General features: G+C 63.4%; 14 protein-coding genes. 8 read left to right on the top strand and 6 right to left on the bottom strand.

The annotated features are described in order from the left end of the window. Nucleotides 1-341 precede the first annotated feature (341 nt). Nucleotides 342-812: a hypothetical protein gene (locus tag AC6CIG_RS01985; protein ID WP_498322132.1), complete on the top strand. Its 471-nt coding sequence runs from the start codon at nt 342-344 to the stop codon at nt 810-812. Here AC6CIG_RS01985 and AC6CIG_RS01980 read toward each other — a convergent pair. Beyond that, the gene (locus tag AC6CIG_RS01980) at nt 802-1,461 is read right to left on the bottom strand and encodes a response regulator (protein ID WP_102764556.1); all 660 of its coding nucleotides are present in this window, start codon (nt 1,459-1,461) and stop codon (nt 802-804) included. The two genes, AC6CIG_RS01985 and AC6CIG_RS01980, sit on opposite strands and share 11 nt — an antisense overlap. Then, nucleotides 1,458-2,870 (bottom strand): sensor histidine kinase, encoded by a 1,413-nt coding sequence (locus AC6CIG_RS01975; protein WP_018099065.1) that lies wholly within the window; start codon nt 2,868-2,870, stop codon nt 1,458-1,460. The genes AC6CIG_RS01980 and AC6CIG_RS01975 overlap by 4 nt, the downstream gene beginning before the upstream one ends. Nucleotides 2,871-3,145: 275 nt before the next feature. Here AC6CIG_RS01975 and AC6CIG_RS01970 point away from each other — a divergent pair, with 275 nt between their 5' ends. From AC6CIG_RS01970 to AC6CIG_RS01960, 3 genes are all read left to right on the top strand, one after another. Beyond that, nucleotides 3,146-3,904, top strand: a complete 759-nt coding sequence (locus AC6CIG_RS01970; RefSeq protein WP_498322130.1) for a hypothetical protein — start codon at nt 3,146-3,148, stop codon at nt 3,902-3,904. 21 nt (nt 3,905-3,925) lie between these two features. Continuing rightward, a complete protein-coding gene (locus tag AC6CIG_RS01965; protein WP_498322128.1) occupies nt 3,926-4,747 on the top strand; it encodes an EAL domain-containing protein in 822 nt (273 codons plus the stop codon). Nucleotides 4,748-5,005: 258 nt separating this feature from the next. Then, nucleotides 5,006-5,737 (top strand): L,D-transpeptidase, encoded by a 732-nt coding sequence (locus AC6CIG_RS01960; RefSeq protein ID WP_498322127.1) that lies wholly within the window; start codon nt 5,006-5,008, stop codon nt 5,735-5,737. Nucleotides 5,738-5,872: 135 nt separating this feature from the next. On the opposite strand, the gene AC6CIG_RS01955 is transcribed toward AC6CIG_RS01960, so the two are convergent. After that, nucleotides 5,873-6,994, bottom strand: a complete 1,122-nt coding sequence (locus tag AC6CIG_RS01955; RefSeq protein ID WP_018099061.1) for a GNAT family protein — start codon at nt 6,992-6,994, stop codon at nt 5,873-5,875. Further along, nucleotides 6,991-7,725 carry a N5-glutamine methyltransferase family protein gene (locus AC6CIG_RS01950; RefSeq protein WP_026169049.1) on the bottom strand — a complete coding sequence of 245 codons (735 nt, stop codon included), beginning with the start codon at nt 7,723-7,725 and terminating at the stop codon, nt 6,991-6,993. The genes AC6CIG_RS01955 and AC6CIG_RS01950 overlap by 4 nt, the downstream gene beginning before the upstream one ends. A 217-nt stretch (nt 7,726-7,942) precedes the next feature. Here AC6CIG_RS01950 and AC6CIG_RS01945 point away from each other — a divergent pair, with 217 nt between their 5' ends. Both AC6CIG_RS01945 and AC6CIG_RS01940 read left to right on the top strand, forming a co-directional pair. Then, nucleotides 7,943-9,253, top strand: coding sequence for a lipopolysaccharide biosynthesis protein (locus tag AC6CIG_RS01945; RefSeq protein WP_498322125.1), 1,311 nt, complete (start codon nt 7,943-7,945; stop codon nt 9,251-9,253). After that, on the top strand, nt 9,250-10,395 hold the full coding sequence (locus AC6CIG_RS01940) for a hypothetical protein (RefSeq protein WP_018099059.1): 1,146 nt from the start codon (nt 9,250-9,252) through the stop codon (nt 10,393-10,395). The genes AC6CIG_RS01945 and AC6CIG_RS01940 overlap by 4 nt, the downstream gene beginning before the upstream one ends. A 161-nt stretch (nt 10,396-10,556) precedes the next feature. Here AC6CIG_RS01940 and AC6CIG_RS01935 read toward each other — a convergent pair whose 3' ends face one another. After that, nucleotides 10,557-10,805, bottom strand: a complete 249-nt coding sequence (locus tag AC6CIG_RS01935) for a FitA-like ribbon-helix-helix domain-containing protein (RefSeq protein WP_026169048.1) — start codon at nt 10,803-10,805, stop codon at nt 10,557-10,559. Between the two features lie 171 nt (nt 10,806-10,976). Here AC6CIG_RS01935 and AC6CIG_RS01930 point away from each other — a divergent pair, with 171 nt between their 5' ends. Further along, nucleotides 10,977-11,879 carry a dihydrodipicolinate synthase family protein gene (locus AC6CIG_RS01930; protein ID WP_498322124.1) on the top strand — a complete coding sequence of 301 codons (903 nt, stop codon included), beginning with the start codon at nt 10,977-10,979 and terminating at the stop codon, nt 11,877-11,879. 52 nt (nt 11,880-11,931) lie between these two features. Here the strand turns inward: AC6CIG_RS01930 and AC6CIG_RS01925 are convergent, their stop codons facing one another. Beyond that, complete coding sequence (locus AC6CIG_RS01925) at nt 11,932-12,408, bottom strand: LysE family translocator (RefSeq protein WP_498322122.1); 477 nt, start codon at nt 12,406-12,408, stop codon at nt 11,932-11,934. 380 nt (nt 12,409-12,788) lie between these two features. Between AC6CIG_RS01925 and AC6CIG_RS01920 the strand changes: the two genes are divergently transcribed. Beyond that, entirely contained in the window at nt 12,789-14,405 is a 1,617-nt protein-coding gene (locus AC6CIG_RS01920) for a GumC family protein (RefSeq protein WP_437407589.1), read from the top strand. The last annotated feature ends 7 nt before the right edge of the window (nt 14,406-14,412 follow it).

The following is a 14,412-nucleotide window of genomic DNA, read 5'->3' as shown; positions in this document are numbered from 1 at the left end:
GATGGAAACCGCATGGATATCCCTTCCTGCAGCCTCTCGTTCGGGAGGCTGCAGTACGGCTTTCGCCTGGCCACCGCGCCCCGTCGTCGGACTTTGGTCCGAATCATATCGGACGATCGTCCGGCCGGCGAAAGCGAAACGTCTGAGACACCCCGATTGCAGTTGACGCACCGGTCAGACCGTGACCAAAGATGGCGCAACAGCCGGCGAAAGCGAATGTCGAGCTTTCCCGGTGGACTGTTGTCGGGTCGGCGGCGACGCCGACGGTCGGTGATAGCGTCAAGGCATTCGCGAGACCGCGATCAGGCGCATCCCGGTAAAAACTCTTCAGGAGGAGCGTGATGGTCACGCGTCGAAACTTTCTTGCAGCACTGTGCTGGGTTTCGGTCGGCCTTCCCATCGCCGTATCGCCTTACAAAATCGCGCTGTCGGGCTCAGGCATTGAACTGGAACCGCAATCCGCTCTCGCCAAGGGAGGTGGTAGCGGCGGGCGCGGCGGTGGCGGCGGTGGCGGCGGCGGCGGAAGAGGCGGTGGCAATGGCGGTGGACGAGGCGGTGGCAACGGCGGCGGAAACGGGGGCGGCGGCGGAAACGGTAAGGGCGGCGGCAATTCGAATTCCGGCCGGGCAAGCGGAAGAGCAACGACGTCCGTAGAAGGGGGCGGCTCCATCCTGCGCGTACGTCACCGGGACGGCATCAGCGAGGTGATCGAAGGCGCCCGTTACATCATGAAGGATTCGCGCGGGCGCACGATTGTCAACCGGCGTGCAACGTCGGCCGACCGGAAACGGCTTCTGTCCTTCATTGACTGACCGGACGCCAGTCGAGCGCGTCGCGCAGTACCATGGCGGCCTCCGTCCGGTTGGCGACGTCGAGCTTCGCCATGATCTGCGTCATGTGATGTTTCACCGTTTTCTCGTGCAGATCGAGCTTTCGGGCAATCTGCTTGTTGCTCATTCCCGAGGCGACGAGGTGCAGGACCTCCTGTTCGCGCCGCGTCAGCTCGGCAACGAGGTTGGATTTGGCCGGTGCGGGATTGGCCAGCTGGCCCGTCAGCAGCTTGGCGGAAAGGGTGGGGGCGACATAGCTCTCGCCTGAGGCGACAGTGCGAATGACGTCCGCCAGCGCCCTCGCACCGATCCCCTTGAGAAGGTAACCTTTCGCGCCTTCCTTGAGAGCTGCAGCGACGTCGTCATTCGCCTCGGAAACGGTCAGCATGACGATCTTTTGTGAGGGCGCGACGCTCAGGATCGCCGGAATGGCGTTCAGCCCGCCGCCCGGCATGGAGATGTCGAGCAGCATCACATCAGGGTTGAAATTTTGCGCAATCGCGATCGCCTCGTCCCGCGACCCGCCTTCGGCGACGACCTCGAACCCGTCGATCTCCGACAGGCTCCGTGTCACACCCTCCCTGAACAAGGGGTGGTCATCGACCACGGCTACTCGAATTCCCGTCATCATGCCTGCTCCGTTTCCTCAAAACCGATCGACATCCGGACAATCGTGCCGGGCGCGTTGGGGTTGATCTCGAATGTTCCGCCGAGGCTCTCGACTCGGCCTTCAAGGCCCGCGAGGCCGAGGCTCGTCGGCCGTACGTCTTTGGGGTCGAAGCCCGGCCCGCCGTCTGCAACCTCGACGGTAACCTTGTCACCCTTCGTGCTCTGCGTCACGCGCTGCGCGATGCCGCCGCCGTGACGGTAGGCATTGTTAAGCGCTTCCTGCACGAAACGGTATATGCAGATCTTCGCCGATGCCGAAAGGCGCTCGGGCGGGTCGGTCATCGACAACTCCACGGTGGTTCCCGTTCGTTGTTCATGGGCGTGGACGCAGCGCTCCAGAATTTTCCTCAGGCCGGCGGTCTCTATCTGCGGCAGGACCAGCCCGCTGCACAGCGTTCTGATCTCGTTCATCGCTTCGTCGAGGCTGCCCTTGATGGCGGCGATCTCACGCTCGCGCAGTTCGGCGGGCGTCTTGGGGCTGACAAGCTTGTTGCTGTCCAGTCGCAGCGAAGCATAGGCCACGAGTTGCGCCGGCCCGTCATGCAGATCGGCGCCGATCCGCCGCAACAGGGTCTCGTTCAGCGCGGTCGCTCGCTGGGAGGCCTGGCGCAGGCGCCCGCGCAGTGTCTCGTTCTGCGCAAGCAGCGCCGAAAGCTCGTCGACGCGCTGCGCAAGCGCATGGCGCTGCTTCTCTATCGTTCTGCTGCCGCGCAGGACGATGGCCGAAAGGGCGATGAAGAAGGCGAGCGTGAAGCCGGCAACGGCGAGCCAAGTGTGAAGCCTCGCCCGATTGAGGCTCTGCTCGAATTCGTCGGCAATCTCGTGGAACTCCGAGACGGCGACCACCTCGCCGGACCAGGGTTGGAGAAGGGGATTGTAGATCTCCAGGAGAGGACTGCTCGAAAGGCGCTCCGTCTCGCCGTCGGCCTCGTCGAGAGGCATGAAACGAGCGACCATGCCGCCGTCGAATGCTGCCGTCAGCTCCGGACCCAGCTCATACTTCTGACCGACCATGGCCTTGTCGCTCGAATAGAGTACGGTGCCGTCGGCGCGCCAGAGGCGAAATGACGCAAGCCGATCACCCAAAGCGCCCTGCCCAAGCGTTTCGTCAAGCGCCCGTGCCACCGAATCGTCGAGCACCTGCGTCGTTTGCATGTCAGGCAGGAGCGGCGCAATCACGCTGTCGACATAGAGCGCCGTGGTGGCCGCGGAGTTGCGCGTCACGGCGTCCTCTATAAGGCTCGTCACGAAGGCGCCGACGACGAGCATCGCCGCAGCGGCTACCGAGCCACCGATAATGAGGAACTGCTTCGCCAGCGGCTGAGAGTTCCACCGTCTGATGAGGTCGTCGACGTGCACGAGAGATCTCACGATGGCCCGCTCAATTCGTCGCCGGCACTGCTGCGTTCTTTGCAACCGCCAAATTAGCATTTCCGGCCGGCCGGTCAACGCGCGCCATCCCTTACCCCTTGGTCATAGCGCATCTTGGGACTTTTGACGACCGAGCCCACGGACCTAAGTCCAATCAACCGGCGCATTGGTCCGGCGGCGGTGGAACCCGCACCAGTTGCACGCTATCGCTTAATCAATTGCAGCAGAAAATCGGCCGCAGCAACAACGGCCGCGACTTTCGATAGGAGGCCCTCATGCCTATTTCCAAATTCGTCGGACGAGGTCTTATTGCGCTGGCGCTCGCAGGCGCTCCCCTGGCGGGCCTTGCACCCGGCATGTCGGACATCGCATTCGCCAAGGGCGGCAATGGCAACGGTGGCGGCAATGGTGGCGGCGGCAACGGCAATGGTGGCGGCAATGGCGGCGGCCACGGCAATGGCGGCGGCCACGGCAAGAGCGGAAGCCACGGCAATAGCGGAAGCCACGCGAAAGCCCGATCCGATTCGGGCAGATCGGGCGGCGAGCGCGTGGGCACGCCGCGCTTCCTCCAGGACCTGTTCAAACAGGGCAGAAAGTCCGGAAAAGCGGCGACCGGCAAGTCCGGGAAGTCCGGCAAGGTCGTCAAGGCCAGGGCCACGGAAAAGGTTGTCCCGACGCCGAAGCCCAAGAATCCGCGGGCCGAAACGGCAAAGCTGAGCTCGCTCGGGCGGAACTATCACGCCTACCTGAACTCGAACGATCCGCGGATGGCGGCAATCTCCGCCTATGCGATCGCCTATGCCGAGTTTGAGGCGGAGTTCGGCTCGGACGTCATTCCGACCGATCCGGCTCTCAGCGATGAAGCGCTGCGCGAGGCGATTGCGAGCTTCACGAATGGCGGCGAAGTGACGGATGCGACACTTGAGGACGTCAAGGAAACGCTTGGCGTCGGATCGTCCGTCGGGAAGATAGACGATATTCGTGAGCACCTTCTCGACACGACGCCCGATGAGGACGTCGTGATCGAAAACTGACCGAGCGAGGCGCGTCGCCGGATGGAACATCTGAGAAGATTCGACCGTGTCGTCGGCGCCGTGACCCAAGCGATGCGGGAGGGGCGGATAGGCTTCTCGCTGCAGCAGGTCAATGCGGTCGACGATACGGGCGAGGTGCTCTATTCGGAATGCCTCGGCAGACTCGTAGAACGTGACGGAGCGGTCAGGACGAGCGAGGAATTCACTGCGTTTCTCGAAGCGTCGGGACGCGTTGCGTCATTCGATCGATACATGCTCGGTCTCGCATTCGAGTGGCTCGACTGCAATCCGTCAGGCGTTTTGGGTTGCGATATCTCGGCCGGGAACATTCTCGACGAGAACACTTGGTCGGAACTCTACGATCTGCTTTCGCGAAATCGGGAAATGGCCTCGCGCCTGGTTCTCGAAATAACGGAGTGCCTGCCGCTGGCTACCCTGCCGATGGCCGCGGAGTTCATCGAAGGCGCGCGCGAACTGGGCTACAGAATCGCCCTGGACAGTTTCGGAACGGGCCACTCGACGCCGGAATCGCTGTTGTCCGTCCCCGTCGACATCGTGAAACTAGACGCATTCTTCATCGGCCGCGGCCAGGGCCAGGGCAAGGGCGGGAGCAAGGGGTTCCTGCATCATTTGGTGGGGCTCGCTTCCTGCGTTGCGCCGACGGTGGTCGTCGACGGCATCGAGACCTACGGACAGCTCGAAGCCGTCAAAAAGGCCGGCGCAACGCATGTGCAGGGCTTCCTTCTGTCCGAGCCGACGCTTTACCCCGTCTATTGCGGCCAGCCGGCGCCGCTGCCGGCCGCCATACGCAGATCTGCGGGATCGCGGCAGCTGCATTCCTAGGCACGGTGCTTTCAGGCCGGGTCGACTAAAAGCATGAACCTGATCAAATCCAGGAATAGAGCGGAATGCGGGCGCAAAACCGCACACACCTCACCCCTCCAGCTGGCGGGCTGCCGACTTCGTCACTTCTAAACCTCCGACGACCCTCCGCGCGATGCTGCAGATATCGCACATGTGATTGGCCGTGAGTTTGGCAATCCAGGCGAGTCGGCTACACGTCTACACCCGACCCCTTTTCTCTCTTCGTACCTGCTTGAGATGTTTAGCAAAATTCAATTACGACGACGCACGCTTCTTCTGGGAGCGATCTCCGCAACAGCAGCCGTCGCGGGGTGCTCGACCTCTGCGCCGCAAGCCCAGCGCGCTCCCGTGCCGCGTCTGGTGAGCCGCCCGATCGGGGTGGCGAGCGATGCCGAACTGGAAGCCAGATATGCTGCCGTCGAAGATGGCGGACATTTCATTCCGGCAGTTCCCTATAGGGAGATGGATCCGAAATATTTTCGCCAGCGGGTGCCGGACCCCACCGGCGAACCGGCGGGGACGGTCGTCGTAGACACGCCCGGGCGGTTCCTCTACCTCATCGAGCCTGGCGGAACGGCGATGCGCTACGGCGTCGGAATTGGGCGCGAGGGCTTCGCCTGGCAGGGCGAAGGGATCATACACTGGCGCCAGCCCTGGCCGCGGTGGAAGCCTCCGGCCGATATGATCGCCCGCCGGCCGGAACTCGAAAAATACTCCGTCGAAAATGGCGGCATGGCCCCCGGCATAGACAATCCCTTGGGTGCCCGCGCGCTCTACATCTTCCAGAACGGGCAGGACACGCTGTACCGTCTGCACGGCACGCCGGAATGGAAATCGATCGGCAAGGCAGTTTCGTCAGGGTGCGTTCGGCTGGTGAACCAGGACGTCATCGATCTTTACAAGCGTGTACCCTATCACGCCAGGATCGTCGTCTATCAAAAGCCGCTCGCCGAGAAGCTTCAAGTCTAGCTGTCGAGATTCGGGATGCCCGCCGCGATTGTTTGAGGATTTTAGGCCGACCCGGCCTGAAATCATCGTGATTTAGAGCACTTCGAACGGCGCATCCCCGGACGCAAGACCGCTCTGCGCCTTCCTGGAAGTGCTTTAGATCCGGTTGAACGTCCCGCCGATCAGCCGGCTCCAGTGTTCCCCCGCCAGCCCGTTGATGAACCCTCGTGCGTGACGGAAAGCGTCGACGAGTTCCTCCTCGCGGGAGTGGACGACGGTCGAGGCGGCATGAACGAAGCCGATACGGCGGCCCATCATGGCTTCAAGCAGCGCCGGCTGGGTTCGACCGCGAACAGCAGCGGCGCCGCGCGCGGCCGCGTGCTCTATCAGGCAGTCAAGGATCGGCCCGGCCTGTCCCGGCTGGGCGAGGACCTGGAGAACCCTGGCAGTTCCGCCGGGCTGCAGGTGGTAGAAAAACGCTCCGACGGGCGCACCACTTCGCGTCCTGACGGCCGCAAGCACCGGCTCGCCGAATTCCGGCTTCTTCTCCGCGTCTTCGAGGATATGGTCTAGCTGACCCTCGGTCCAGGCCGGCTGCACGGCAAACTGCCTGGTCAATGGTGCGAAGAGCTCGGCAAAGCCATGCCGGTCGATGTCGGCGACCTGCAACGGTCCCTGGGGGGTGGCGGCCTCGGGCACGCCCGACCAGCGCAGCTCGCCGCGTCGCAACTTGCCGCGATGACGGCGGTCGAATGCATGAGCCAGCGGCCGGAGTGCGCGGGCGGGTCCGAACCGGCTCGCGACGAGATCGAGGCCGAAGGATGCGGGCCGGATGACGCGTATCCAGTCGAGGCTGTATTGCGGCAGCACGACGCCCCGCAGCTTCGTCCACATCTGCGTCGAAACTTCGCTCGCCGTTTCGCTGAAGGAAAGGTCCTGCGGTCCTGCAAGGAACGCTTTCAGCAGCCGCGCGCCGGCCATCGGATCGCTTTCGCGCCCTTCGACCATCAGCGAGCCGCAGATGGCGGCGCGCAATGCCCTGCCGCGATACGTCATGGCCAGAGTGTTCGCTCCGACGAAGCCGGAAATCCGGCCGTCATCGTTGCTATACACGAGCGGGCGTATTTCCGGGTCGTTGCCTGGGGCATCGATATAGAGTTGCCGAAGATATTCGATGAACGCAGGCGGCGGCTCCTCCGCGCTGTTGCGGAAGACCTTCTGGAAAAGCCGCGCGACAGCCGGGATATCCTCGGCTGCGAGCGAACGGATGTCGCTCATCTGTCTGCCCCGTCAGCCGCGGCGGCTGCCGCTGCATCGCCCAGCCTGCGCGCCAGTGCGACTCGTGGCTTTCCGGCCGAGTCCTCGGCGAATGTCACTGCCTCATAGGCCTTCGTTCGGGCGAGAAGCGCCGTGGCCTGGCGATCCTGTCCCTCTCCGAACTCGAAGAGAAGCCAGCCGCCCGGCTTTAGGAAGGCGGCGGCTTCGCGGATCAGCCGCTGATGGATGGATATGCCGTAGGGCCCGCCGTCGAACGCCTCCCGCGGCTCGCTTGCGAGAAGATGCGCGCTATCGCCCTCCAGTCGGGATGTCGAGATATAGGGCGGGTTGCAGACGATCATGTCGACGGCACCCGCGAGGTCCTCTCCCGCGAGGGCCGCGAACAGGTCGCCCTGGCGGATGACGACGCGGTCTCCAAGCGAGAGGCGCTCGACATTGCGCCGCGCAAGCGCGACCGTGCTGTCGGTGAGGTCGGCACCCCAGACACGCGCGAGCGGCACCTCCGCGGCGATCCCCAGAGCGAGGTTCCCGGATCCGCAGCACATGTCGATCACGGTCGCCGGTCCGGCGCGCTCGGTCAGGATCGCTGCTGCGTTCCGCCCGAGGAGTTCGGTCTCCTCCCTCGGCACGAGCACGTCCGGCGCCAGTTCGAGGTCGACGCCCATGAATCGTACGATCCGTGGCGCGCGACCCTCGGTCTGGCCGTCAAGATGATTGTCGCCCTGCAGCACGACGGCTCCTTCGGTTATCGGATGGGATGTCGGTCCGGCGCACACTAGCGCGTGCAGGTAAACGGAAGCTGAAATGCAGGGCGTCCGACAACACATGGCGTCACAAAGCTTATGTTAACCGGCCAATCACTTATCCTCGCTAGTGTGCGCCTCAATCGGCGAGGTGCGGGTCGCAGCCCGGTGCCGGCCCCTAAGTCTTTTTGTCAAGGCAGAACGGATGGTCTCGGAAGGTGTAACGGAACAGCGCGGTGACAGACCATTCCTGCCGATGGTCATGTCCTATCTCGCCTCCGGCGGCAGTCTGGTTCTCGGTTCTGCGGCGCAACTCCTTACCTTTGCCATCCTTGCCCGCTGGCTCGGCGTCCACGAGTTCAGCGTTTTCGTCGCAATTACTGCGGTCGCCAATATAGCCGTCCATCTCTGCGGGCTCGGGGCGATGGAATGCCTGGTGCGTCGGGTCGCGCGCGACCGCGCGATCTACCCGCAGATGCTCGGACACAATGTCATCCTGACGGTGGCGAGCGGGGCAGCCCTGGTCCTGTTGGGAGCGGTGGTCCTGCCGTTCTTCTTCACCCTTTCGCCGGATCCCGTGACGAACGTCGCCGTGATCACGCTGATGCTCGTCACCAATATCCTGCTGGTCCGGGTCATCGTGCTCACCGAGCAGATCTTTATCGCTCACACGGATTTTGCCTCCGCCAACAAGGTCGTCGTCGGTTTTGCGGCGGCGCGCACGGTTGCGGCGGCACTTGCCTGCATCGCCTTCGGCGTCACCAGCGTCGCATCCTGGGCGGTGTGGCAGTTTCTGTGCCATGTCCTCGTGGCGCTCTTGTGTATGCGGGCAATCCGGAGACTCGGTGCGCCGCGCTACCGCATCGTGCGGGAGGAACTCCCGCAAGGCCTTTACTTCAGCATTCCCTTCATCCTGCGTGCGCTGCGCCAGAATGCCGACCTGCTTGTCCTGAGCCTCGTCACCACCGCCGAGGTCGTCGCAAGCTACAGTGTCGCTCGCCGCATGCTGGAGAGCAGCTATCTTTCGGTGGAAGCGCTCAACCGGCTCATCTACCCGGGTTCGGCGAGGGCGACGGCGGCGGGGCTTCACCACGCCCTCCATCGGGTGCGCCGGGTGCTCGCTGCCGCAATCGTCATCAGCCTGGCTGCGGCCGTCACCGTCTTCGTTCTGGCGCCGGTCCTGCTCTACCTCTTCGGCAAGGACTATCTCTCGCTGGTCGGCTTCGTCAGAAGCCTCTGCTGGGTCGTGGTGCCGCTCGCTATGTGGTCCGTCGCGGTCGAGGCGCTCGGTGCCTCCGGCGCACACGCCGCCCGCGCGACCGTCATGGGGCTCGGCAGCATCGCCGGTGCCGGCCTTGCCGCATGGGCAAGCTGGTACGCCCCGCCGATGGGAACTTTCCTGTCCTTCTACGCAATCGAAATCGCGATGGTCGTCGCCTCCTGGAGCGTGTTCCTGCACTTCGTGCGGCGCGACCGCCGCCAGGCTGCGCTCACTCTTGGAGCGGGCGCCATATGACGATGGAGGCGAATGAACTACGCGTATCCGAGAGCGTGCCGGCCGATGCAGGGCAGCGCCGCGGTACGCGGCCCATGGCGCCCGACGACGTTCCGGCGGTCGGACGGCTTTTCAACAGGATTTTCCGAAGGCACGATCAGGCATCCGATGACCTCGGATGGTATCTCGAGACCGTCTTCTTCGGCAGCCCTCACTATTCTCCGGAACTCGGCAGCGTCGTGCACGAGAACGGTGCTAACGGCATAGACAGCGCCATACTCTCGGTACCGATGGCGTTTATGATCAATGGCCGCCCGACCATGGCCCGCCTTCTCTGTGCCTTCATGGCGGATGGCAAGGCCGGCGCCGTTGGAGCGGCACGTCTTGCGCGCACCATGCGGGCGGCTCGCCAGGACATGTGCTTCTCCGACAATGCGTCGCCGGTCAGCGCCGACCATTGGGTTGCGGGAGGCGGCATCGTCCTGCCGATCCAGAGCCTCGAATGGCAGCGCTCGTTTCTGCCGTTGACCGCGGCGGCGATCCTTGCGGGCCGTCACTTCCCAATCGCGCGCTCGCGTGTTCTCGTCGGCGTCCTCAGGCCGATTGACCGTGCACTGCGCCGGTTGCGGCCCTCCATGCGCCCGACGGCCGAGGGGGAATGCAGGAGCGAGGCAGCGGGCGTCGAAGAGTTCCTCCAATGCGCGAGCCCGATGCTGGAACGCTTTGCGATCCGCCCGGCCTGGTCGCCAGCCGAATTCGACTGGCTCGTGCGCGTCGCTTCGATGAACCGCAACCTCGGGACGCTCCAGTGCAGGAAAGTCGTTCTGCCGGACGGTCGCACGATCGGCGCCTTTCTTTTCTTCGGCAAGCAAGATGCCGCGGCCACGGTGCTCAATCTCGTCTGCGAGGAGGGGCGTGAACGCGACGTCGCCGCGGCGATGTTCGCGCAGCTCGATGCGGAAGGCTATGCCGTGGCGGTCGGCATGGCTCAGCCGTTCCTGATGAACGCTATCTCGCGCCAGCGATGGCTGTCATTCCGGCACCGCGGTTACTTCTGCATGGTGACCCGCCATGCGGACCTCAAGGAAGCGGCAGAGCGCAACGACATCTATATCGGCGGCCTCGCCTCGGAGACCTGGAGCCGGCTGCTGACGGATTTTTAGCGTTGGTATTTTCAGGGCCGATGATCCCAGGGATTGATGATAGTTACACCGGTGTCGGCGAAATCCGCGACATTACGGGTTGCCACGGAGGCGAGCCAGGCTCTACCGCGACGGAGAGGGTGGGTGCCAACAGCTCCGACGGCACATTGGTATCGAGATAATCACTCGGAGAAATCCGGTGCGTAGCGGATGGGCTCGCGCTGCGGAAGGTCAAGTGTGACGCCTGCGAGAGGCGCCATTCGGATGCGGATTACTGTAGCGAGATTGGCCGGTCGGTTTTCGGTAGTCGAAAGCGCGGCGCGAAGGATGTCCCGCGCTTCGTCCTCCATCGAACGCCCATGCTCGGCGGCGCGAATGCGCAGGCGCTTCTTGAGCCCGTCATCGAGGTTGCGGATGGTCATGTTCGCGATGCGGCTTCCTTTCTTCATTGATGGCAATTTATCGTTGACTGCAGCGGGCGGCAACACGCCTACGAGTGACCCGGAGCCGGCTGCCGACGGATTTTTGCTTGCATGTCTTGCGGGCGATCATTCGCGGTTATAGAGCGAGGCCTGTTCTGACGCAGTCGATGGGAAATGACGATGGCACCTGCGGCTTTTTTTGATGGCCTGTCAGCGTTCCCGCCCACACCCGCCGATGTGGGCGGCAAAGTTTCGGAAGAGGCGCTGTCGCGACTGCTCGAGCGTATCCGACTAGCACGCGCGGACTCGATTGGATTGCTCGGCAGTACAGGGGCTTACGCATTTCTCTCGCGCGGTGAACGGCGACGGGCAGTGGAGATCGCTGTGGAATGCGTGGGAGGCAGAGTTCCCCTCATCGTCGGCGTCGGCGCACTCAGGACCGACGAGGCTCAGGCGCTCGCGCGCGACGCGAAGGAAGCCGGGGCAGATGGACTTCTCTTGGCTCCCGTATCCTACACGCCTCTGACTGAGGAGGAAGTTTATCAGCATTTCGTTGCCGTTGCCGGCGTTTCCGACTTGCCGCTCTGCATCTACAATAATCCGGGCACGACCAAGTTCGTTTTCAGCGAGGAACTGATCATACGGCTCTCGAAGGTGCCGAATATTGCCGCAGTGAAGATGCCGTTGCCTGCCGACGGAGATTTCGCGGGTGAGATCGCTCGACTGCGTGCGAACACGTCTGCAGCTTTTGCTATCGGCTATAGCGGCGATTGGGGCGCAGCAGGTGCGCTCCTGTCCGGTGCTGATGCGTGGTTCAGTGTCGCGGGCGGGCTTTTGCCCGTGGCTGCAACGAAACTCACTCGGGCGGCGAAAGGGGGCGATCGCGCGGAAGCGCATCGGATCGACACCGCATTTCAACCCTTATGGGCACTGTTCAAGGAGTTCGGCAGTTTCCGCGTGATCTACGCTATCGGGAGCATCCTCGGGCTGTTTCAGGCATTGCCCCCGCGGCCGATTTTGCCGCTCGGACCTCGTGACAATGTACGGGTAGAGGAAGCTGTTCAGAAACTGATCGACTTTTAAGAGTGCTCTTGAGGAATTACGCTTTACCCGGAGGTGCTCCAGCCGGTCCTGATCATCGGTGAAGGGCGGGCGCGACTGGAGAAAGCAGCAACCGTATGCCAAGCGCGATCATGATGCTGCCCGCAATGCGCTGCTGCCACGCCACAAAGGCACTGCTGTGCGACAACCAATTGCTGAATGTGCCTGAGGTGAGGGCCACCGCACCAAGGACCAGCAGCCCGGTGGCTTTCATCGTCACTCCGAGGATGAAGAATTGCAGGGCCGGCGATCCGGCGGACGGTTCCACGAACTGCGGAAGGATCGCGAGCATAAAGGAAAGCGACGTCGGATTCGTCAGATTGCAGATCACACCCTGCCTGAAGGGGGCGAGAAGCGATGGAGACGTGGCGCGGCCCGGCGCTCCGGGCAGGAAGATCTTACTGCTGGCCGCCAAGAAACGCACCCCGACATAAATGAGATAGGCCGCTCCGATAAATTGCATGGCCTTGTAGAGGAGCGGCGAGGACGCCACGACCGTGGCAAGGCCCATAGCAAGCAAGGGTATCTGGCGAGGCCCGCCGCGACGCATCCGATAGCGGTTGCAAGCGCAGCCTGTCGGCCCTGGCCGATGCCGCGGCTGATGACAAGCATCATGTCCGGGCCGACTCCGGACAATTGATAGGCAAGCACGGCGGCCAGAAACGCGGCATAGCTGGTCAGGTCGGGCATCTACAGAAACTGTGGAAGCAGGTCGAAGTTCCCCAGCGGAAACGAACCAGTGCCCGTAGAGGAGCATCGGCCTGCCGAAAAGGTTACCGCCCGAACAGTTCCGCTTAACCGAATATTCACCCTGCCGGCCCTAAATCTGCATGGGGAATTGCTTATACGGCAATAAGCACCTTGGTGGCTCCGGGGGGATGGGGAAAGCGGATGTATCGGCGCAGCGAGCCCGAGGGATTGGGATTACGCCTTGAAAGGCCACATCAGCGCCTTCGCGCGGGCGGAGGGTCGTTGCTCGACCTCGTGCCCGCGGTAACGGAAGAGGCCGCCGCTCGCGAAGAGGCCCCCGCGGAGGCAGAGGATGGCGCCTCCGCCCGCGTGGTTGATATTCCCGGTCCCGCCCACCAGGCGCGCGCTCTTGAGGAGCAGCCGTCCTCCGTCGCGGATTTCTTCCCGCAACTCCACCTCCTGGGCAGCATCGGGGTCAATGATCTCATCGCGTGGCTGCGCAACGGCGCCCGCTGGATCGTGCTCGCGCTCGTCCTCTCGGTTGCCGCCGCCTTTGCCTATGCCGTGGCGGCGACGCCGCGATACACGGTCTATACCGATCTCGTGGTGGACCCTTCCAATCTCAACGTCGTCAGCGACGACGTCTTTACGACCAATCCTCAGCGCGACGCGCAGTTGTTGGAGGTCGAAAGCAAGCTCCGGATACTGACCTCGCGCAACGTCCTCCAACGCGTCATCGACGAGCTGCGGCTTGCGGACGATCCCGAATTCGTCAGGCCGACATTCCTCGACTGGATGAAGACGCTCATTGCCCCGCGGGACGCCAAGGCGGACAAGGAACTGGCGGCCATGCGCGCTCTGTCCGAGAGGGTCGAGGCGCGCCGGGAGGAACGTTCCTTCGTCGTGATCCTGAAGGTGTGGAGCGAAGACCCGGCCAAGGCAATCGCCCTTTCGGACGCGATCGTCGAGGCATTCGAGGCTGAACTCTTTCAGTCGGCCGCCGAGAGCGCCGGCCGGGTGGCGCAGAACCTGAACGAACGACTCGATGAGCTGCGGCGCAACGTCACCGAAGCGGAGAAGAGGGTCGAGGATTTCCGGCGTGAGAACGGCCTGCAATCCACCAATGGCGAGCTCGTCAGCAACCAGCTTTCGAGTGAGCTCAACACCCAGGTTCTCGACGGTCAGCAGCGTTTCATCCAGGCGGAAACGCGTTACAGGCAGATGAGTGCGGCCGTTGCCGAGGGCCAGACCGCCAGCGCCTCGGTGTTCGAGTCGGCAAACATGACCAATCTGCGCCAGCAGTATAATGCCTTGCAGCAGCAGATCGGCTCCATGCAGCTCACTTATGGCGAGCGGCATCCGCGGCTCGTTGCCGCGCGCTCGGAGCGCACGGCGCTGGAAGCGGCGATGAAGGATGAAGCCCGCCGCATTCTGGAGCGCGCGAAGGCCGACTTCGACCGGGAGCAAAAGGCGCTCGATGCGCTCCGCGGCAAGGCGGATGACGAAAAGTCGAACGTCTTCACCGATAACCAGGCCCAGGTGCAGCTTCGTGACCTCGAACGCGACGCGCGCAGCAAGGCGGCGATCTACGAAACCCATCTGGCACGCGCGCAGCAGATCACCGAACGCCAGCAGATCGACACCACGAATATTCGCGTCATCTCGCGGGCCCTGCCGCCCAATGCGCGAAGCTGGCCCCCGCGTACCTTGATCCTGCTGATCGGCGGCGCCGTTCTGGGTCTCGCAATCGGCATCGCCGCGGCACTTGCCCTCGGCTTCTGGAAATTCCTTCGCGGCAAGACCCACGTGGCTGCCTGAGGAGCCC

The organism is Sinorhizobium sp. GQ132, assembly GCF_059758575.1.
The sequence above is the reverse complement of the archived record's forward strand: the minus strand, read 5'-3'. Positions and strand labels throughout refer to the sequence as shown.

What these genes read in the sequence shown, in the direction of transcription:
- AC6CIG_RS01940 (WP_018099059.1), top strand. Translation starts at nt 9,250, where the DNA reads ATGACGATGGAGGCGAATGAACTACGCGTATCCGAGAGCGTGCCGGCC.
- AC6CIG_RS01945 (WP_498322125.1), top strand. Translation starts at nt 7,943, where the DNA reads ATGGTCTCGGAAGGTGTAACGGAACAGCGCGGTGACAGACCATTCCTG.
- AC6CIG_RS01920 (WP_437407589.1), top strand. Translation starts at nt 12,789, where the DNA reads ATGTATCGGCGCAGCGAGCCCGAGGGATTGGGATTACGCCTTGAAAGG.
- AC6CIG_RS01925 (WP_498322122.1), bottom strand. Translation starts at nt 12,408, where the DNA reads ATGGGCCTTGCCACGGTCGTGGCGTCCTCGCCGCTCCTCTACAAGGCC.
- AC6CIG_RS01970 (WP_498322130.1), top strand. Translation starts at nt 3,146, where the DNA reads ATGCCTATTTCCAAATTCGTCGGACGAGGTCTTATTGCGCTGGCGCTC.
- AC6CIG_RS01930 (WP_498322124.1), top strand. Translation starts at nt 10,977, where the DNA reads ATGGCACCTGCGGCTTTTTTTGATGGCCTGTCAGCGTTCCCGCCCACA.
- AC6CIG_RS01965 (WP_498322128.1), top strand. Translation starts at nt 3,926, where the DNA reads ATGGAACATCTGAGAAGATTCGACCGTGTCGTCGGCGCCGTGACCCAA.
- AC6CIG_RS01985 (WP_498322132.1), top strand. Translation starts at nt 342, where the DNA reads ATGGTCACGCGTCGAAACTTTCTTGCAGCACTGTGCTGGGTTTCGGTC.
- AC6CIG_RS01980 (WP_102764556.1), bottom strand. Translation starts at nt 1,461, where the DNA reads ATGATGACGGGAATTCGAGTAGCCGTGGTCGATGACCACCCCTTGTTC.
- AC6CIG_RS01960 (WP_498322127.1), top strand. Translation starts at nt 5,006, where the DNA reads ATGTTTAGCAAAATTCAATTACGACGACGCACGCTTCTTCTGGGAGCG.
- AC6CIG_RS01955 (WP_018099061.1), bottom strand. Translation starts at nt 6,994, where the DNA reads ATGAGCGACATCCGTTCGCTCGCAGCCGAGGATATCCCGGCTGTCGCG.